Below are 19,944 nucleotides of genomic sequence, written 5' to 3'. Positions count from 1 at the left end.
CTTCGCTCAATCAATAAAATTTATGAATAAAAATGAACAGCTGTTCACTGGTCGGAACTCATTCTTTTTTAAGTAAATAGGCTTGCTTGCTTTAGATTCCCTACGTAGAATCACGCCGCTTTTCATTTTAGCAACCCTAAAATATGAACATATGTTCACTGAAATCGTTCTTGCCTAACGGTTATTTTCTTTTAAAAGGACACCTAATGAATAACAAATTTAACAAAACTTTACTTGCCTCTCTCATTACTTTATCAGCAGGTAGTGCTTCCGCATCTTTATTCCAACTTGCTGAAGTTTCAACTTCAGGGTTAGGTATGGCTTATGCCGGTAACTCTGCCGTTGCAGATAATGCCTCGGTAGTTGCAAATAACCCCGCGTTAATGACGAAATTCAAACGTCCTGAAATTTCAGCGGGTGGTGTTCTTGTCGATACCGATTTAAGTGTACGTGGTACAACACCAAACGGTAATCAAGCCTATGCAGGTAATGTCGTACCAACCGCTCCTATTCCTAATATGTATTTTGTATTACCAGTAAATGATGATTTCTCATTAGGTTTAGGCTATAACGTCAATTATGGTTTAAAAACAAAATATCCAACTGATTTTGCAGCCGGATCATTAGGTGGTAATACCGAATTACAAGCACATAACTTTAACTTCAGCGGTGCATATAAATTAGGTCACGGTTTTAGTATTGGTGCTGGTCTAAATGTTGTTTATTCAAAAGCAGAGTTTATACGCCATTTAGGTGATAACGCAGCCTTAGTTGAACAAAAAGCAAAAGAAGCTGAACTTGCTTCACAACGTTATGAACAACTTGCCAAAGTAACAGGTAGCCAACAAGCAGCGATGGCAGCAGGACAATATAAACTTGTTGCAAATACTTTATCATCTTATAAACGTTCAACCGAAGTAGCTCGTGTTTCAGGTGATGAATGGTCATTAGGTTGGAATGCTGGTTTAACTTATGAGTTAAACGAAAATCATCGTTGGGGTTTAGCTTATCATTCTCCTGTAGACGTAAAATTCAAAGGGCATTATAGTAATGGTATTTCTCCATTAACGGGATCATCGCTTGTAGATTTCCCTACTTCAGGTCAAGAGTTACCTGGTAAACTTACTCTAAACTTACCTGCATATTGGGAGTTATCAGGTTTCCATAAATTAACCGATCGCTTAGCGGTTCAATATAGTTGGAAACGTACTGAATGGAGTCGTTTAAAAACATTAGATGCTTACGGTACAAAAGGCGAGCATTACTTACATAAACAAGAAGATTTCTCGGATGCAAATCGTTATGCGTTAGGTGTATCTTATGATGTATCAGAACCATTAACATTACGAGCAGGTATTGCTTATGATGAAAATGCCAGCACTAACCATCCATCAATTTCTATCCCTGACACAAACCGTATGTGGTATTCAGTGGGTGCAACATATCGTGTAACCCCAGCTCTTTCAGTTGATGCAGGCTATGCTTTCTTACGTGGTACAGCACATAGCTTTACTGAAAAAGGCACTGTGCTTAAAACTAAAGCTCGTGGTAACCTCTACGGTCTAAATCTTAATTACAAATTCTAATGTCTAACTCAAAATAGGCAATTACGAATGTTTAAAAGGCGTGTAAACTCTTACACGCTTTTTTATTTGAAATAAGGTTAATATGTCGTCTACTATTCACTATCAATATTACTACTCACCTGTCGGGAAGCTGTTATTGATTGCCAATAATAATGGATTACTCGGCATTGAATTTGAACAAGAACAACTCACTACTGATGCTCAAAAATGGCAAATTGCGACTGAAACAAGCGGTCAAATTTTTGATATTTTCTGTAAAACACGTAACATTTTAGACCGCTATTTTGCCGGTGAGAAATTGGATTTTCAGCATTTAGATTTTCTGGCACCGCAAGGTACGGAATTTCAAAAAGTCGTATGGAAGATTTTATTAACTATCCCTTACGGTAAAACGACAAGCTATGGTGAAATCGCTCAGCAACTTGGTAAACCGAATGCAATGCGTGCCGTGGGAGGTGCAGTAGGACGTAATCCTATTTCAATTATTGTGCCTTGTCACCGTGTATTGGGAAAAAATCAAACGCTAACCGGCTTCGGTGGCGGCTTACCGGCAAAACGCTATTTATTAGCATTGGAAGGTATTCATTTTAAAGATAAGGGTGTGGAATTTGTGAATCCGAAACATAAAAAATGGGAAAATAAATAATTTATCTTCCCATTTTTAAATTACGCTTTCATTAATAATTTTCTTTTACCCAATGCTCTGCTAAAGCTAGATCTGCTTGCCATTGCTGTGCAATTTGGAATACCCACTGTGCAATATTCTGCTCCCAAACCTCTCCGTTATCGGTTTGGGCATATTGAGCAATTTCTTGCAAACGTTTTAAGCTGACTGAAGCTAGTGCACCTTTGATCTTATGAGCTTCATCCGCCGTATTCTTTCGCATCTCTACAGAATCTGTCGCAAGCCATTCCGTTAAATAATTCTGCAAATTGTCCAAATAGTCAGGCATAAGCTGAGCAAATAATGCAAAATTAGCCAGTACCGCTTTTGTTCCCATTACTTCGATTAATTCAGATAATATCTTACGATCATAAGGTAAATTTAGCGTGTCTGCCGTTTCAACAAGCGGTCTAATTTCACCGGTTTTTTCCACAAAATCGCTGTTAAAGTAATGATTCAAACATTCGGATAATGCTTCTAACGAAAGCGGTTTACGCAATACGTCATCCATACCTTGTTGCTGATATTCTTGTTTGGTTTGCATGATATTCGCGGTTAATGCTACTAAAAGTGGTAAATAATCCACTTCTTCATTTTCATAGCGTTCTCGTAATTGTCTTGCTATATCAAACCCGGTCATATCCGGTAATTGAATATCGAGTAAAATAAGGTCGTAGCTATTCTGTTCAAACAATTGGAATGCTTCCTTGCCGCTCATTGCCACATCAACATCACAGCCAAATTTTTCTAACATTGCACGAGCAACCACGACATTGACTTCAATATCTTCAACCAATAACACCTTTAACGCATGGTCATTAATTTTAACCGTTTTTTTCGCCTCAACCGTATCCGCCTGAATGGTTAAGGTAAAGACTGAACCTTTGCCCTCCTCACTTTCAAGGATGAGATCACCGCCCATTAATTTAGCGATACGTTTTGAAATGGCTAAGCCGATACCACTACCTTGTGCTTTTTTCTCTTGTGCATTTTCTGCTTGATAGAACATCGCAAAGACTTTACGCTGTTCGTTTTTCGGAATACCGATACCGGTATCTCTAAGCGTAAAGCTAAAATGGTCTTCATCTACACGTTGTACATCAAGATAAATGTCACCGCCTGCTGGGGTGAATTTGACCGCATTACTGACCAAATTCCACAACACCTGACTTAAACGAGCGTTATCGACTAAAATAAAGTTCGGCAGATTATCCGAATAACTGATATGGAATTTAATTTTACGTTGATCTGCCATTAAATTGGCAAAATTGCTGATGTCACTGATCAACTGAGAAAACTCAACTTCCTTATTGAATAACTCAATACGGCGACTATCAATTTTCTCTAAATCGATAATATCGCTAAAGATATGTCCTAAGGAAACCGCACTAATATTAATTGTTTTTAAATATTCTCGCTGTTGCTGAGTGAGTTCTCCCTCTAACAAAATTCGACTTAAACCGATAATACCATTAAGCGGTGTACGTAATTCATGGCTAATTGTTGCCATTAACACGCTTTTATCTCGGTTATTTTTTTCAAGCGTGGCATTTAAACGTGCATCTTGCTCACGTAACACACCGAGATCATAAATACTTTGTTCTAGTTGAATACGTGATTTTTCCAGTTTGACGACAATGAGATTGAAAAAATAAATCACGAATGGGGCAGAAATCATCCCGAAAGAAATCGAACGTAAAATATCACGTGTTTGAATTTCGCCGGTAAATAAATAGGTTAATGCGCCTTGAACAATAATGGCAAAAATTGCCAACACAAAAAAACCTAACAAGGCGGCTTTTGCTCTGCCCAAGCGTAGCACCCAATTCACATAATTTTGACTACATTGCTTGATTAACTTCATTCTTCTCCCCTTAAAAACATAAAATCCTCTCCATTAGCTAACGGAGAGGATTTATTATAGCTCAAACTGTCTGTCTGAATAGTTGGGATTATTGATTCGGATCGGATTATTTCCAATAAAATAAACAGATAATTGCAATAATCGCAATCAGTACGCCTAAGTAATTCACTTTATTAATTTTTTCTTTAAAGGCTAACGCCCCGATAAAGGTTCCTAAACAAATTACACCTAGATTCATACCGGTAAATACTAATGTCGGATCATCTTTCATCACTTGGTGTGCTTTGATATAGAATAAAATATTACAGAAATTTAACACACCTAATACTAAACCAACACCAACGCTCGGCACGTGCCATTGTGTACGTTTAAGCAGTAAATAAACAAACATTAAACAGCCGGCAAAGACAAAAGCAATAAATAATGTTACTGGAAAAGCTGAACCTGATTTAGCAATTTGCTTAAATAGCGTATCGGTCATTCCATAACCTAACCATACACAAGCCAAGCTAATTACTGCAATTTTACCACCTTTACCCATACCATGATGGGTTTTCCAGAGTAAACACCCCAGAGCAATAAAAGCTAATACTAGAGCAATTAATTTATTTTGGGTAATTTGTTCACCGAAAATAGTAAATGCTGCCAAAATCGGTAAAAACAGCGAAAGGCGTTGTGCCGCATCAGTACGGATAATGCCGGCAAACTCAAGCGATTTAGCTTGAATCAGGAAAATAGTCGGTAATAAGAAACCTAATGCAAAAAACAGATAAGACGAAGGGCTATTCGCCACAATATCAACTACGGTTTGCCCTTTAAAATCCGGATTCAGTAAAAAATAGGTCATTGAAGTCGTGACGATATAGTTCACTGCGATACTTTGATCAATAGCAATTTGCTTCTGACGTGCAACCTTAATCAGCACACCGACTGATACGCTACACAAAATAGCGATCACAAGTTCTAACATAAAAATTCTCCTTTATAAATAAAGGTTTACATTCTACAAATTTCCGAATCAGATAGATAGATCAAGCGGTCGGATCTCTGCAAAATTTTGTCTATCTAATCAAAAAAATAAGCCATAGCAGATATATTTAAATCTACTATGGCTTTTTCTGATTTCTGACTAAATGACTGAACCCTTTTTACCAAAGTGGGTGTACACTTGGTCGAATGAGCCGGTTATAGATTTCCGTCACTTTTTGCATTACTCGCTCCCGGAATAACCGTACTCACCTCATCGTACATTAGTACCCAACGTAAGGCATAAGGAATCAGATCTTCCGTACCGAAAAGTGCTTTTAATTCATCAACGGCTTGTAAACCGAGCTGATAATCCACGCCGGAAAAAGTTTCTCCTTTATCAAACGCTTCACCGTTACGATTGAAGGTTCGGTGATCATCTTTTCCGAAAGTGGTATTCGCATTATATTTGCCTGTTAATAGCCCACTAGCAAGTGGCACTCGAGCAATGATACCAACATCATTTTGTTGTGCGGTTGGGAAAAGTTGCTCCAAAGGTTTAATACGGAACATATTAAAAATGACTTCCATTGCGGCAATATCGTATTCCATTGCGATTAAGCCTTCTTCAACTGTTTCAATACTTACACCGTAATTAACTAATTTACCGGCAGTTTTAAGCTGTTCCAGTTTAGCGAAAACTTCATCGTTGCGATAAACGGAAGTCGGTGGACAATGCAGCAGAATTAAATCTAATTTTTCTGTACTAAGACGTTGTCAACTCCCCTCAACAAAACCTTCAATCGCTTTCGGTGTGTACATTTCAGCGATATGCGGATTCAATGCTCTGCCACATTTGGTGGTGACATAGAAAAAATCAGGATATTTTTTAAGGATCTCACCAATTGCTTTTTCACTCAGACCATTGTTATATACATCTGCAGTATCTAAGAAGTTAATGCCTTGTTCATAAGCCGTTTCTAGAATCGCCATTGCTTCTTGATGATTAAATGCCTCTCCCCATTTCGTGCCTAACTGCCAAGTACCCAACCCTATTTCAGAAACCATTTTGTTTGTTTTACCAAATCGACGCTGTTTCATTTTTATTCCCTCATTTTGCAAAATTAACTGAAAATCTTACCGCTTGTCGGTATAAATAAGATGATTGTACGCCAAAAAATCAATCTCTCAATTCTCATTATTTTTTCTATTATTATGTTTTTTTATTTTTGTGATCTCTGTCTCAAGAGGCATTAATAAATCGATAGCATACAAAAAAGCACACGCTGTTTTCATCCGTGTGCTTATAAATATATCTATGACATATCGTAAAATTTTGACAAAAACGACCGCTTGTAGAGGGCTATTTACGTTCAAATAAACGTCTTTCCGGATTTTCGATTTGTTCTACCAAAATTAAAATTGCCGCATCCCCTCCCCACTCTCTTGGTGCTTGGTGTAAAGCAATGATTTTAGGGTGTTGCACCAACCATCGAGGGATTTGATCTTTCAAAGTACGTGTACCAAAACCGGTCATAATGCTGGCACAATAAACCTGCTCTCTCTCACACGCCAAAATTAGTGCCGCTAATTCTTTTTTCGCTTGTTCACGAGTTAAACCGTGCAAATCTAAAAAAAGCTCCGGCTGAAAATCACCACGGCGTAATTGTTTCAAAATATACGGGTCAATGTCCGCACGCAAATATTTGATTTTCTCATTTTCTTCTCGTAATAACGGTTCATATTCATCAGAGAAGAAAAATTCGGTATCTTTTTGTTCTTGTAGTTCTCTCAGCTCGTTAACTTTTTTACGAGGTGCTGTTTTCGGTACAAAAGTATCCTGTTTAATTTTTTTCGTGCCTTTTACCGCTTCTTGGAAAAGGGCAAAATCTTCGTTATCTAACATGCTTGTTTGTCCATTACTAAAAATTCCGCTTCCGGGAAATTGCGTTCAATATATTCTCTTAAATAGTTTAACGTACTTTGCTGAATAATTTCATCTGTTTGTGGATAGCTATTATAGATCAAACTGACTAATGGAATCTGTTTTTGTTGGCACGCCATTAAACTGAGCAAGGTGTGATTAATCGAACCTAATCTGCCGGAAGTGACTAAAATCAATGGTAATTGCTGCTCCGCAATGTAATCAAGCGTGGTATATCGATTATCATAAGGCACAGCCAAGCCGCCAGCGCCCTCTAACAAAACATAATCATATTTTTCGGCTAACAATTGGCTGGCTTCAGCAATTTTGTGCGTATCAATCACGGTATTTTCCATTTCCGCTGCCAAATGTGGCGAACAAGGGTAATAAAAAAGATAAGGACAAGTAATACCGTCTTTATCCTCTTGAGTTAACGGCATATTTTGCATTTGGCGGTGTTGCAAAATATCGCTGGAAATTCCTTCACAGCCGGTTTGAATCATTTTTTGTGTAATCACCGAGTAGCCTCTTTCCATCAAACGTTTAGCATAAAATCCGGTGGCAACCGTTTTGCCAATGTCGGTATCAATGCCCGATACGAAAATGATTTTGCCCATTATTTTTTCACTCCCAAAATAAAAATCGGTGCATAAGTCAAATAAACGCCTTGTTCACAGCTAAATTGAGCTTGATATTGTTCACTAAATGCCATCAGCCTTTTGCGTGTCCAGGTTTGCGTACTAATTGCCGTTACCCCGGTTTTCCGCAGATGTTGCAACACGGCAAGCGGTGAAGCAAAGGTTAAACGAATCTGCTGTTGTATAATCTGTAACTGGGTAAAGTCTTTACTTAACCAAGCATGCCAATCTTCTAGGCTTGGGTAAGTCAGCCCAACTCCCGTTAGTTGACGAATTTCCGCCAAATTTTCCGTTGCAAAACTATTAAATAGCAAAACACCATTTGGCTGTAACAGATTCACGGCTTGCGAAACAAAAGTTTGCGGTTGTTCAAACCACTGTACTGCGGACGCAGAACTGATCAAATCAAATTGTCCATCAAAGGACAAATGTTCCGCATCGCCGGCTATAAACTCAAAGGAAACAAGCGGTCGATTTTCGCCAATTTTTTGCAAAACGCAATCTTGATAGACATCACTCAGGTCATTGACGACCAAATATTCCATTTGATATTCACGCACTAAATGCTGGGTTAAATCGCCCGTACCACAACCGATTTCCAACACTCGCCGAAAACATTGTTTATTCGTTTGGGCAAGCAAATTTACCAATTGTCGATTAATCTGTTGTTGAGCGATCGCATGCTCGTCATATTCTGTGACATGGGTAGCAAAACGTTGTGCAATCAATGGCTTAGCTAACTTTGCCATAATTGCTCCCACTCAGAAAAATGTTGCCAGAGATAATGCTCACCTTTAGGCATTTGTGTCATACGCACATTTTTATCTTGCCAAAAAGCTAGCTGATTTTGTGCTGAAAAAATACGATCTTTCTCGCCAATAATCACATTCGTCCAATGTAGCTTCGGCGTAACAAGATTTGCCTCAACTGCCGTATTCAATACCTCAAGTTCATGATGAATTTCAGCAAGCGAACGCTGTTCGGGTAATGCGAGGTAAGCATTTAACAACTGTTTATCACCACAAATTCGGCGTTCAAACTTCAAGCGATTTTCTGTATTTAATGTTTGTAATGTGCCGTTAAATATCTGTAGCGGAATCCCCCATTCATCGTGTTTAGGAAAAGACGTACCGTTAATCGCTGTCGCAGAAGCCAAATTAATCTCCGGTAATACATTTTCCGCCACCCAAACGCCCATCGACCACGCAACTAAGCGGAGGGTTTGGTAACGGCTAAAATCAAAAGCAGGAAAGTTTAAATCTTGGTAATCATAACAAATCAATAAGTCATAACCGTTCGGCAACGCTAAATGTGAGACAACCGATGCCGGTGTGCCCCAACCGGCAAAATAAATAATCAAATTGGCTTGTTGAGTTGAAATTAATTTTGTTTTCACATTGTCTCCTTATAAACAAGCAATTAAACGATCTAATTCTTCTATGGTTAAATCAGCGGTTAAGGATAAGCGGATACGAGCCGTACCTTTCGGCACTGTCGGCGGACGAATCGGCAAGCAATAAAAACCTTGTTGTTGCAATGTTTTGGCTTTTTGCATCGTTTGTTCGTTTTCTCCCACGATAAACGGAATAATGCAACTTTGCGTTTGTAATGGATAACTATTTTTCTGCTGTACCGCTTGTTTTAGTTTCTCACTAAGCTGTGCTAAATATTGTCGTTTACGGTGAAATTCGGCTAACTGCTCAAATAAAAATGCCGTCCATGCAACATTTAGCGGCGGTAATGCGGTCGAAAAAATCAATGGACGCATCGTGTTAATTAAGTAATCTTTAATCACTTGATCGCAAACCAAATAAGCTCCCATCGAAGCCAATGCTTTGCCGAACGTACCTACTAAAAAATCAATTTCTCCAATACAGCCTAATACTTCCGCCATACCTAAGCCTTGTTCTCCGTATGCACCGATTGCATGTGCCTCATCCACATACAACATAATGTGACATTGGTTGGCAAAGGCTCTTTTTAACGCCACGAGTTCAACCAAAGGTGCAACATCGCCGTCCATACTAAAAATACTTTCAGTCACAATGATAATCCGCTCAAACTGAGTGGAATATTTGCTGAGTAATTGGCTTAAATGTTCGAGGTTATTATGTTGATAGCGATAAAAATACACACCGGCTAAACGGATACCGTCAATCAAACTGGCGTGAACTAACTTATCGGCAAGAATGAGGGTATTTTTATCCGCTAACGCCGGCAGAATACCGATATTGGCATGATAACCGCTGTTAAATAACAAAGCCGCTTCTCGCTTAAAACGGTTGGCAATCAGCTGTTCAAAATCTTGGTAAATCGGGAAATTACCGGTCAGTAGACGCGAAGAAGATGAGGTAAGTGGAGTAACAAGCGGTTCATTTTCACTGATTTTTTGCAAAAATTGACGCTGTAAATGCTGGTCTGAAGCTAGCCCCAAATAATCATTTGAGGAAAAATTTAACATTCTGCGATTATCAGCAAGAATCCACTTGCCATCATGTTGAATCGGCGGTAACGCTCGCTTTAAGCCGGCTTGTGTTAATTCCGCTAACTTTTGTTCGAATACATTCATAAAACCTCCAATCAAATGTATTACGTTTTTATTCGTTATAAGCTATTTTTAATACTTGTAATAAGGCGCTAGTGAGTTGGGTTAATTCCGCCTGACTAATAATAAACGGCGGCATAATGTAAACCAGTTTGCCGAAAGGGCGAACCCAAATGCCGTGTTCGACAAATAATTTTTGTAGTAATACCAAATCAACCGGCTGTTGCATTTCTAATACACCGATTGCGCCTAATACCCGTACTTCCGCTACCGATTTAAATTGTTTCGCCGGTGTGAGTTCATCTATTAATTGCCGTTCAATACGTTTAATATTGGCTTGCCAATCACTTTCTAATAATAAATTAATCGATTCATAAGCAATCGCACAGGCAAGCGGATTCGCCATAAATGTCGGGCCGTGCATAAAACATTTTGCCTCTCCTTCGCAAATGACCGTTGCAACTTTTTCTGTGGTGATTGTTGCCGATAAAGTCAAATAACCGCCGGTTAACGCTTTGCCCAAGCAAATAATATCCGGCACTACCTCAGCGTATTCCAATGCAAATAATTTACCGGTACGCCCGAAGCCGGTGGCAATTTCATCGAAAATTAACAAAATCCCGAAACGGTCGCATAATTCTCTCGCCTTTTGTAAATACACCGGCGAATAGAAATACATCCCACCTGCACCCTGTACAACAGGCTCGAGAATTAATGCGGCAATCTCATCGCTATGTTGTTCAAATAACTCTTGCAGTGGCAAAATCGCTTCATCTCGCCATGCTTCACCAAATTTCACACTCGGTTGCGGTAAAAAATATTGTACTGGCAAGCTGGAATTGAATAGACCGTGCATACCGGTAACAGGATCGCAAACTGACATCGCATGCCAAGTATCGCCATGATAACCGGAGCGAATCGTGGCAAATTTAGTGCGTTTTTTAGCATTTTTTTGACCGCTTGCTTGGGCATATTGCAATGCCATTTTCATAGCGACTTCAACTGCGACCGAACCGCTATCTGCAAAGAAAATTTTATTCAGCTCAGGCGGTAAAATTTCTAATAATTTTTGCGAAAGTTTAGTCGCTGGTTCGTGAGTCAAGCCACCAAACATAATGTGGCTCATTTTGCTTAATTGTTCAGTTGCCGCCTGATTTAAACGAGGATGGTTATAGCCGTGTAGCGCCGCCCACCATGAAGACATTCCGTCAATCAGTTTACGACCGTCTTTTAAAGTGATGATCACGCCGTCTGCTCGTTCTACCGGATAAACAGGAATAGGATTAGTAATGGAAGAATAAGGATGCCAAATGTGTTTTTGGTCTAATTCAATAAGCTGAGTTATTCTCATTTTTATTTTCCTTTAATTTTGCCGGATTCTAGCACAAAAAACTATATCAGTATAAAATAGACCAATTTTTCATTATTTTTTAAAGGGACAATTATGTTTGAGCATAACCTAGAATTATTAGAAGAAATTATCGAATCATCTGCTGCTGATGATTTAAAAACGATTCAAGATATGATGCGTTGGGCGTATAGCTATTTCAATGCTTCTGATCTCTATTATGGTCATGGGTTAGATAACCCTTGGGATGAAGCCCACCAACTTGTACTTAGTGCATTAAATTTGCCGATTGATGTACCGGAAGCAATGTATTCGTCCAATCTAACTCGTATCGAGAAAGAACGTGTTATCGAAATGGTTCAACAGCGTTTAGGTATGCGTAAACCGGTTGCGTATTTAACCAATTCTGCGTGGTTCTGTGGAGAGGAATATTATGTGGACGAACGTGTTATTGTCCCTCGTTCGCCGATTGGAGAATTAATTACCAACGGCTTTAAAGGTTTATTAAAAAATGAACCGAAACGTATTTTAGATATGTGTACTGGTAGCGGTTGTATTGCCATTGCTTGTGCCAAACAATTCCCTAATGCGGAAGTCGATGCGGTCGATTTATCGCTTGATGCTTTAGATGTCGCACAAATTAATATTGAACGCCATCAAGTTGCACATCGTGTATTCCCGATCAGTTCGGACTTATTTAACGATATTCCACAAGATAAATATGATTTAATCGTGACCAACCCACCGTATGTTGATCAAGAAGATTTGGACGATATGCCTCACGAATTTCACCATGAACCGGAGTTAGCATTGGGTTCAGGTATTGACGGTTTAGATATTACTAAACGTATTCTTGCCGAAGCACCGAATTATCTTATCGATAACGGGGTATTGGTATGTGAAGTCGGTAACAGCATGGTGCATTTGATTGAACAATTCCCTAGTGTACCATTCCATTGGCTCGAATTTAAAAATGGCGGACTGGGTGTATTTACCCTTACCCGAGAAGAATTAGTCAAACATCATCATTTATTCCAATAAACATAAAAAGCGGTCATATTTCTTCTATTTTTGCAAAATATTGAAGAAATATGACCGCTTAACTTTATACGGAATTTAGTTAAATATATTCTACATTAATAATGTCAAATTCTACTTTACCGCCCGGAGTGACAATACTCACCGAATCGTCTACTTCTTTGCCAACTAAGCCGCGAGCAATCGGTGAGTTTACTGAAATTAAGCCTTCTTTAATATTTGCTTCATCATCGCCAACAATACGATAAGTCACTTCTTCATCTGTATCTGCATTGACCAAACTAACAGTTGCACCAAAAATCACTTTGCCGTTATTTGCCATTTTCGTCACATCAATAACTTGCGCATTCCCTAATTTACCTTCGATTTCTTGAATACGACCTTCACAGAAACCTTGCTGTTCACGTGCTGCGTGGTATTCCGCATTTTCTTTTAAGTCACCGTGTTCGCGTGCTTCCGCAATCGCATCAATAATTTGTGGGCGGCGAACATTTTTTAAAAATTCTAATTCTTCACGAAGCAACTCTGCTCCACGCACCGTCATTGGAATTTGTTTCATTATTTATCCTTTTATAAAAATTTTAAGGTTTACGAATATAAGTGAAAGGGCTATTATTCAACGTCTTGTTAAAAATATCAACTCCCGAATTTATATGTTGTTTAAATCCGCCCGTTCCTTAATGTCTAAACTAACCTTAGTTGGCTTCTTACTTCCCTCTGTTGCGATAGCTGAAATTAATCCTTCTCAACTTGTAAGTTATTTACCACCCGGAGCATCCGCAGCTTTTATTGCAAAAAATCTTGATACCGATCAAATTCTTACCCAATATCAGAGTGATATTTTTATGTTGCCTGCTAGCACTCAAAAAGTCTTTACCGCTTTAGCAGCCAAATTAGCTTTACCACAAGATTTCCGCTTTCAAACCGCACTACTTACAAATGGTAAAGTCGAGCATGGAATACTAAAAGGCGATTTGGTTGCTAAATTTAGTGGTGATCCAGACTTAACAAGCGGTCAACTTTATCAATTAATTAACGAGTTAAAAAAGCAAGGTATCACTAAAATTGAGGGTAATTTAATTTTAGATACGGCGGTGTTTGCCAGTCACGATAAAGCTGCCGGCTGGATTTGGAATGATTTAACCATGTGTTTTAATGCACCGCCTGCCGCAGTAAATGTCGATAATAATTGCTTTTACGTCAATTTAGATGCTAATCAAAAAGTCGGAGATGTCGCAAAAGTAAATATTCCTAGTGCTTATCCGGTACAAGTTTTTAGCTCAGCATATATTGTAGATAAATCTGAAGCCGCTTATTGCCAGCTGGATGTGGTTGTGAATGATAATAATCGCTACCAAATTAAAGGTTGTATGGCTCGTCAAACAGAACCTTTTGGACTTAGTTTTTCAGTTCAAGATCCGGCGATATATGGGGCGAATCTCATCAAGGCAAATTTGAAACGCCTTGGTATCGCCTTTGAAGGAAAAATTCAAGAACCACTCAATGCACAAAATGGAACATTATTAGCTGAACATTGGTCCGTACCATTACCGGAACTTCTAAAGAAAATGATGAAGAAATCTGACAACCAAATTGCTGATAGTCTATTTCGTACGATTGCTTATAAACAGCAAAATCGTGCGGCATCTTTTCCGTTAGCAAGCCATGTAGTGAGATCGTTGCTAAAAAGCAAAGCAGGCATAAAATTCGATAATAGTGTCGTTGTAGACGGTTCGGGGTTATCTCGCCATAATCAAGTCAGTGCAGCAACAATGTTACAAGCATTAGAATATATCGCTAAAAACGAGCAAAATTTGCAATTATTCGATACTTTTCCGATAGCAGGTGTAGACGGTACGCTTTCCGGACGAGGCTCTATCGCCGTAGAACCGCTCGCTAAAAATTTGATTGCTAAAACAGGCTCATTAAAAGGTGTATATAATCTCGCCGGTTTTATGAAAAATGCTCGTGGCGAACGAATCGCATTTGTACAATTTGTGAATGGTTATTCAACCGGAGAACTTGAAAGTAAAACTAAACGAGCCGCTTTAGTAAATTTTGAACAAAATCTTTATATGGCACTTTATAACGAATAAGGCTTAACACATTGCTCAATGGCTTTCTACTAGAAAAATCACGGCTTTTGGGCTACAATTTCCTACAAATTTTTAGATGATATGGAATAACATCCATAGCTTATTTTTTACTTACGAGAATTACGAATGTCAAACCAAAAACGAAAAATGCTGGTTACTTGTGCCTTGCCTTATGCAAACGGTGCAATCCATTTAGGCCATATGCTTGAACATATCCAAGCAGATATTTGGGTACGCTTCCAGCGTATGCGTGGTAACGAAATCCACTTTGTCTGTGCGGATGATGCACACGGCACACCAATTATGCTTAATGCGGCAAAACAAGGCATTACTCCGGAACAACTCATTGAAAAAGCTAAAGCGGATCACGTAGCGGATTTCAAAGGCTTTAACATTAGTTTCGATAACTATCATTCGACTCATAGTGAAGAAAACCGTGAAATTACTACCGAAATGTATAAGAAATTACGTTCAAATGGTTTTATCAAAAGTCGTGTGATTTCTCAGTTATTTGATCCTGAAAAACAAATGTTTCTTCCGGATCGTTTTGTAAAAGGTACTTGCCCGAAGTGTAAAGCGGAAGACCAATACGGTGATAACTGTGAAGTATGTGCATCAACCTATAGCCCGATGGATTTAATTAATCCTCGTTCTGCAGTTTCCGGTGCAACACCGATCGTGAAAGAATCCGAACACTTTTTCTTCGATTTACCAAGTTTTGAAGGTATGCTAAAAGAATGGACTCGCTCAGGTTCATTACAATCAGAAATTGCCAATAAAATGCAAGAATGGTTTGAAAGTGGTTTACAGCAATGGGACATCAGCCGTGATGCGCCTTACTTCGGTTTCCCGATTCCAGATGCAGAAAATAAATTCTTCTACGTATGGCTTGATGCACCTATCGGTTATATGGCGTCATTTAAAAATTTATGTGATCGCAGCGGTTTAAACTTTGATGAATTTTGGAAAAAAGATTCAGATACCGAGCTTTATCACTTTATCGGTAAAGATATCGTTTACTTCCATAGCCTTTTCTGGCCGGCGATGTTAGACGGTTGTGAATTACGTAAACCGACCAATGTATTTGCACACGGTTACGTCACGGTTGACGGTGTGAAAATGTCAAAATCACGCGGTACTTTTATTCAAGCAAGTACTTATTTAAAACATATCGATCCGGAATGTTTACGTTATTACTATGCGGCAAAACTGAACGAGCGAATTGAAGACTTAGATTTAAGTCTTGAAGATTTCGTACAACGAGTCAACAGCGATATCGTTAATAAATTAGTGAACCTTGCTTCACGTAATGCAAGTTTTATTGCAAAACGCTTTGAAGGAAAACTGGCTGATAAATTAGAAGACGAAACACTTTTCGCAGAATTTATTGCACAATCAGAACAGATCGCAACACATTATGAAAATCGTGAATTTAACAAAGCAATTCGTTTAATTATGGATCTTTGTGATAAAGCAAATAAATATGTCGATGATAAAGCACCTTGGGTGATCGCAAAACAAGAAGGTAGTGAAGCAGAATTACAAGCGGTTTGTTCAATGGGTATTGAATTATTCCGTGTGTTAATGAGTTACTTAAAACCTGTATTACCACAGTTAGCGGAACGTGCCGAAGCTTTCTTACAAGCCGAATTAACGTGGGACAACATTCATCAACCATTATTAGGTAAAAATGTTGCATCGTTTAAATCATTGTTCTCTCGTCTTGAGAAAAAACAAATTGATGCTGTGATTGAAGAAACCAAAGCACTGTTTGCAGAACAAAATAAAACAGAAGATAAAAAAGGAAAACAACAAAAAGTGGAAAATACCGAAAATACGGCTGTTGAGCCTATCGCAGCGGAAATCACGATAGATGATTTCGCAAAATTAGATTTACGTGTGGCAAAAGTGATTAGCTGTGAAGCCGTACCGGAATCAAACAAATTATTGAAATTCCAATTAGATTTAGGTGATCACCAACGCCAAGTGTTATCAGGTATTAAAGCGGCTTATAACAATCCAGAAGAATTAGTCGGACGTTTTGTGATTATGGTCGCAAACCTTGCACCACGTAAAATGAAATTCGGCGTATCGGAAGGTATGATCTTATCGGCAGGCACCGGCGGTGCAGACTTATTCTTACTTTCCGCTGATGAAGGTATCCGCCCTGGTATGCAAGTAAAATAAAAGCAATAACAAGCGGTGAGATTCACCGCTTGTTTTGCGAATTAAGGAGAAACAATGATCCAACAAACGCTTTGTTTAATTAAACCCGATGCAACAAAACGCAATCTAATCGGTAAAATTCTTAGCCATTTAGAAGAAGCAGGCTTAACCGTTAAAGCACTCAAAAAAGTACAACTGACCCAAGCACAAGCGGAAGGTTTCTATGCCGAACACCAAGGTAAAGAATTTTTTGCGCCATTAGTCGAATTTATGATTTCAGAACCGATTGTTGCGGTGGTGCTTGAAGGCGAGAATGCTATCGCTCACTACCGTGAATTAATGGGTGCAACGAATCCAGAGCAACGTAAAGCCGGCACGATTCGAGCGCTCTACGCTATCAGCGGTCGTAAAAATTCAGTTCACGGTTCGGATTCTGAAGAATCTGCAAAACGTGAAATCGCTTACTTCTTCACACCGAATGAAATTATTTAAGCGAAAATAAAAAGAAAGCCGTTTGTCCAAAACAAACGGCTTTTTTAGCTCTACAAGCGCTCAAATTTCCGCAAAGTTTTGCAAGAAACAGACCGCTTGTTCATATTATTTACGAATAATCAATAGCTTACTTGAACTTTCAATAATACTCGCCAAATCCGTATTTTCTTTTAATTGTACTTCATCCATTGGATCAATATGCCAAATATCTCGTGCGTAATCTAATACTGAGCGATCTGATGAGAAATAGCCCATATTCGCAATATTGATAATTGCTGAACGTGTCCATGCTTTCTTATTACGATAAGCGGTTGCAACTCGCTCTTGTGCCTCAACATAGCTACGGAAATCCGCACAGGCTTGGTAATAATCACCTGAATTTAAAATCAGATCTTGGTAACGATATGGATCATCCGGTGAGAATTTACCGTTTAAGATTTGCGAAACCGCCTCATTTAATTCACCGTCCGTTTCATAATAATGATACGGCGAATAACCATTACGACGCAGCTCTTCTACCTGTTCGACCGTGTTACCGAAAATAAAGATGTTATCTTTACCGACGTGATCTAAAATTTCTACATTCGCACCGTCTAACGTCCCGATAGTTAATGCACCGTTTAAGGCAAACTTCATATTAGACGTACCAGAAGCCTCTGTTCCCGCCAATGAAATTTGTTCGGACACATCCGCTGCCGGAATAATCATTTGTGCGAGCGATACGCCATAATTCGGAATAAACACCACCTTGATCAAATCACGTACTCGTTCATCATTATTGATGACATTTGCAACATCGTTAATCAAACGAATGACTTTCTTCGCCGCATAGTAAGCACTTGCTGCTTTACCAGCAAAGATAAACACACGTGGTGTCCAATCCGCATTTGGATTTTTTAAGATACGATTATAGAGCGTAATAATATGTAATACGTTTAACTGTTGGCGTTTATATTTGTGAATACGTTTAACCTGTACATCAAAAATCGCTTCTGGATTGAGTTTGATGCCTAAATTTTTCTCAACATAATCCGCTAATTTACGTTTATTCTCATATTTCACCGCTGCAATTTCAGCTTGAACATCCGCATCATCCACAAAGACATTAAATTTCTCTAATTCGCTGAGATCGGTTAGCCAATTTTTCCCGATACGTTTATCTAAAATATTGGCTAAACCCGGGTTGGCAATTTTAATCCAACGGCGAGGCGTTACCCCATTGGTCACATTAGTGAAACGATCCGGATAAATACGTGCAAAATCGGCAAAAATGGATTCCACCATTAAATCCGAGTGAATCTTCGCAACACCATTTACTTTAGTTGAAGCGACTACCGCCACCCACGCCATACGCACTCGGCGATCACCCTGTTCATCAATCAGTGACACACGTTGTACTAAATCTTCTTCACCCGGGAATTTCTCACGTACTTCATTTAAGAACCATTCGTTGATTTCAAAAATAATACCTAGGTGACGCGGTAAAATACGCCCTAACATTTCCACCGGCCAAGTTTCCAATGCTTCGCTCATTAAGGTGTGGTTAGTATAGTAGAAAATTTTGCGAGTCATATTCCACGCTTGATCCCAACTATAGCCTTTCTCATCAATCAGAATACGCATTAGCTCCGGTACGGCAAGTGTTGGATGAGTATCATTTAAGTGAATCGCGACTTTATCCGCTAGATTAATACAAGAACCACACTCTGCTTCATGACGGCGAATAATATCTTGCACCGAAGCGGAACAGAGGAAATATTCTTGGCGTAAACGTAATTCACGTCCATTATAAGTTGAATCGTCAGGATAAAGCACACGAGAAACATTCTCTGAAAGATTCTGGCGACTCATTGCCGAAAAATAATCACCACGGTTGAAATCTGCTAAACCGAAACCTTTCCCCGAAGCGTGTGCCGACCATAAACGTAAGCTATTCGTTGAGGTTGTTTCATAACCTGGAATCAATTGATCATGTGCTTGAGCAACAATTTCTTCATCCGCTTGCCATACAACTTTCGAGCCTTCATTCCATACACGTCCGCCAAAACAAATCGGGAAACGTTTACTTGAGCGTAAATACGGCCATACAAATTCATTTTCCAACCATTGATCCGGCTGTTCAACTTGTTCGCCATTACGAATTTCTTGACGGAACATACCGTATTCATAACGGATACCATAACCAATAGCCGGAATTTTCATTGCCGCAAGACTGTCCATATAACAAGCAGCTAAACGTCCTAAACCACCGTTACCTAAGCCCGGATCACCCTCTTCATTAATAATATCTTCTAAATTTTGACCAAGTTCTTTTAATGCCGCATCAATCAGTTCATAAACACCTTCCGCTATCATTGCATTTGAGAAGGTTCTCCCCATTAAAAATTCCATTGAAAGATAGTAGACACGGCGACTGCCATTTGCCATTTGGCTACGGCGTGTCTGCAACCAAGATTCAGTAGATAAATCACGCACAACGCGTAATGCAGCATTAAGCCAGTTACGTTTACTTGCATCACGAGGCTCTACCCCTAGAGCAAACACCATCTTATATAAAATAGCATCTTTAACTTGTTGAATATTCTCCGGACTTAAAACCTTATTGCCCATTTGCGAC

16 protein-coding genes and 1 pseudogene are annotated in these 19,944 nt (G+C 39.0%); 6 read left to right on the top strand and 11 right to left on the bottom strand.

All coding sequences use genetic code 11. The annotated features are described in order from the left end of the window. The first annotated feature begins 206 nt into the window (after positions 1-206). Both NYR60_RS02055 and NYR60_RS02050 read left to right on the top strand, forming a co-directional pair. A complete protein-coding gene (locus tag NYR60_RS02055; protein ID WP_279467504.1) occupies positions 207-1,586 on the top strand; it encodes a porin in 1,380 nt (459 codons plus the stop codon). 82 nt (positions 1,587-1,668) lie between these two features. After that, on the top strand, positions 1,669-2,232 hold the full coding sequence (locus NYR60_RS02050) for a methylated-DNA--[protein]-cysteine S-methyltransferase (protein WP_279467503.1): 564 nt from the start codon (positions 1,669-1,671) through the stop codon (positions 2,230-2,232). Positions 2,233-2,263: 31 nt separating this feature from the next. Here the strand turns inward: NYR60_RS02050 and NYR60_RS02045 are convergent, their stop codons facing one another. The 9 genes and pseudogenes from NYR60_RS02045 to bioA all read right to left on the bottom strand — a co-directional run bounded on the left by NYR60_RS02045 (position 2,264) and on the right by bioA (position 11,538). Next, entirely contained in the window at positions 2,264-4,114 is a 1,851-nt protein-coding gene (locus tag NYR60_RS02045; protein ID WP_279467501.1) for an ATP-binding protein, read from the bottom strand. A gap of 106 nt (positions 4,115-4,220) precedes the next feature. Beyond that, positions 4,221-5,084, bottom strand: a complete 864-nt coding sequence (locus NYR60_RS02040; protein ID WP_279467499.1) for an EamA/RhaT family transporter — start codon at positions 5,082-5,084, stop codon at positions 4,221-4,223. A 215-nt stretch (positions 5,085-5,299) separates the two neighbouring features. Continuing rightward, positions 5,300-6,148, bottom strand: a pseudogene (locus tag NYR60_RS02035) (aldo/keto reductase). Positions 6,149-6,443: 295 nt separating this feature from the next. After that, complete coding sequence (gene smrB / locus NYR60_RS02030) at positions 6,444-6,986, bottom strand: endonuclease SmrB (RefSeq protein WP_279467498.1); 543 nt, start codon at positions 6,984-6,986, stop codon at positions 6,444-6,446. Beyond that, positions 6,980-7,621 carry a dethiobiotin synthase gene (gene bioD / locus NYR60_RS02025; protein ID WP_279467496.1) on the bottom strand — a complete coding sequence of 214 codons (642 nt, stop codon included), beginning with the start codon at positions 7,619-7,621 and terminating at the stop codon, positions 6,980-6,982. The genes smrB and bioD overlap by 7 nt, the downstream gene beginning before the upstream one ends. Continuing rightward, on the bottom strand, positions 7,621-8,391 hold the full coding sequence (bioC, locus tag NYR60_RS02020; protein WP_279467495.1) for a malonyl-ACP O-methyltransferase BioC: 771 nt from the start codon (positions 8,389-8,391) through the stop codon (positions 7,621-7,623). Before bioC ends, bioD begins: the two co-directional genes overlap by 1 nt. Continuing rightward, the gene (locus NYR60_RS02015) at positions 8,379-9,038 is read right to left on the bottom strand and encodes a DUF452 family protein (RefSeq protein WP_279467493.1); all 660 of its coding nucleotides are present in this window, start codon (positions 9,036-9,038) and stop codon (positions 8,379-8,381) included. The genes bioC and NYR60_RS02015 overlap by 13 nt, the downstream gene beginning before the upstream one ends. A 9-nt stretch (positions 9,039-9,047) precedes the next feature. Then, positions 9,048-10,211, bottom strand: coding sequence for an 8-amino-7-oxononanoate synthase (locus tag NYR60_RS02010; RefSeq protein WP_279467492.1), 1,164 nt, complete (start codon positions 10,209-10,211; stop codon positions 9,048-9,050). Between the two features lie 28 nt (positions 10,212-10,239). Continuing rightward, positions 10,240-11,538 carry an adenosylmethionine--8-amino-7-oxononanoate transaminase gene (gene bioA, locus NYR60_RS02005; RefSeq protein ID WP_279467490.1) on the bottom strand — a complete coding sequence of 433 codons (1,299 nt, stop codon included), beginning with the start codon at positions 11,536-11,538 and terminating at the stop codon, positions 10,240-10,242. A gap of 93 nt (positions 11,539-11,631) precedes the next feature. On the opposite strand from bioA, the gene prmB reads away from it, so the two are divergent. Further along, positions 11,632-12,576: a 50S ribosomal protein L3 N(5)-glutamine methyltransferase gene (gene prmB, locus NYR60_RS02000; protein ID WP_279467488.1), complete on the top strand. Its 945-nt coding sequence runs from the start codon at positions 11,632-11,634 to the stop codon at positions 12,574-12,576. A gap of 79 nt (positions 12,577-12,655) precedes the next feature. On the opposite strand, the gene greA is transcribed toward prmB, so the two are convergent. Further along, positions 12,656-13,132, bottom strand: coding sequence for a transcription elongation factor GreA (gene greA / locus NYR60_RS01995; RefSeq protein WP_279467486.1), 477 nt, complete (start codon positions 13,130-13,132; stop codon positions 12,656-12,658). A 94-nt stretch (positions 13,133-13,226) separates the two neighbouring features. Here greA and dacB point away from each other — a divergent pair, with 94 nt between their 5' ends. From dacB to ndk, 3 genes are all read left to right on the top strand, one after another. Further along, entirely contained in the window at positions 13,227-14,669 is a 1,443-nt protein-coding gene (dacB, locus tag NYR60_RS01990) for a serine-type D-Ala-D-Ala carboxypeptidase (RefSeq protein WP_279467485.1), read from the top strand. A gap of 102 nt (positions 14,670-14,771) precedes the next feature. After that, positions 14,772-16,856: a methionine--tRNA ligase gene (metG, locus tag NYR60_RS01985; protein ID WP_431831750.1), complete on the top strand. Its 2,085-nt coding sequence runs from the start codon at positions 14,772-14,774 to the stop codon at positions 16,854-16,856. A 54-nt stretch (positions 16,857-16,910) separates the two neighbouring features. Beyond that, on the top strand, positions 16,911-17,327 hold the full coding sequence (ndk, locus tag NYR60_RS01980; RefSeq protein WP_279467483.1) for a nucleoside-diphosphate kinase: 417 nt from the start codon (positions 16,911-16,913) through the stop codon (positions 17,325-17,327). Between the two features lie 105 nt (positions 17,328-17,432). On the opposite strand, the gene NYR60_RS01975 is transcribed toward ndk, so the two are convergent. Beyond that, complete coding sequence (locus NYR60_RS01975) at positions 17,433-19,937, bottom strand: glycogen/starch/alpha-glucan phosphorylase (protein ID WP_279467481.1); 2,505 nt, start codon at positions 19,935-19,937, stop codon at positions 17,433-17,435. Positions 19,938-19,944 lie beyond the last annotated feature (7 nt).

Source organism: Actinobacillus genomosp. 2 (assembly GCF_029773605.1).
Taxonomy (GTDB): Bacteria; Pseudomonadota; Gammaproteobacteria; order Enterobacterales; family Pasteurellaceae; genus Actinobacillus.
Note: the sequence above shows the minus strand (reverse complement) of the source record. Positions and strands in the feature narration are given on the sequence as shown.

Excerpts from the sequence above, each read along its gene's own strand:
- bioD (WP_279467496.1), bottom strand. The coding sequence starts at position 7,621 with ATGGGCAAAATCATTTTCGTATCGGGCATTGATACCGACATTGGCAAA.
- ndk (WP_279467483.1), top strand. The coding sequence starts at position 16,911 with ATGATCCAACAAACGCTTTGTTTAATTAAACCCGATGCAACAAAACGC.
- NYR60_RS02045 (WP_279467501.1), bottom strand. The coding sequence starts at position 4,114 with ATGAAGTTAATCAAGCAATGTAGTCAAAATTATGTGAATTGGGTGCTA.
- prmB (WP_279467488.1), top strand. The coding sequence starts at position 11,632 with ATGTTTGAGCATAACCTAGAATTATTAGAAGAAATTATCGAATCATCT.
- NYR60_RS02010 (WP_279467492.1), bottom strand. The coding sequence starts at position 10,211 with ATGAATGTATTCGAACAAAAGTTAGCGGAATTAACACAAGCCGGCTTA.
- NYR60_RS02055 (WP_279467504.1), top strand. The coding sequence starts at position 207 with ATGAATAACAAATTTAACAAAACTTTACTTGCCTCTCTCATTACTTTA.
- dacB (WP_279467485.1), top strand. The coding sequence starts at position 13,227 with ATGTTGTTTAAATCCGCCCGTTCCTTAATGTCTAAACTAACCTTAGTT.
- NYR60_RS02040 (WP_279467499.1), bottom strand. The coding sequence starts at position 5,084 with ATGTTAGAACTTGTGATCGCTATTTTGTGTAGCGTATCAGTCGGTGTG.
- greA (WP_279467486.1), bottom strand. The coding sequence starts at position 13,132 with ATGAAACAAATTCCAATGACGGTGCGTGGAGCAGAGTTGCTTCGTGAA.
- smrB (WP_279467498.1), bottom strand. The coding sequence starts at position 6,986 with ATGTTAGATAACGAAGATTTTGCCCTTTTCCAAGAAGCGGTAAAAGGC.
- NYR60_RS01975 (WP_279467481.1), bottom strand. The coding sequence starts at position 19,937 with ATGGGCAATAAGGTTTTAAGTCCGGAGAATATTCAACAAGTTAAAGAT.
- NYR60_RS02050 (WP_279467503.1), top strand. The coding sequence starts at position 1,669 with ATGTCGTCTACTATTCACTATCAATATTACTACTCACCTGTCGGGAAG.
- bioC (WP_279467495.1), bottom strand. The coding sequence starts at position 8,391 with ATGGCAAAGTTAGCTAAGCCATTGATTGCACAACGTTTTGCTACCCAT.
- bioA (WP_279467490.1), bottom strand. The coding sequence starts at position 11,538 with ATGAGAATAACTCAGCTTATTGAATTAGACCAAAAACACATTTGGCAT.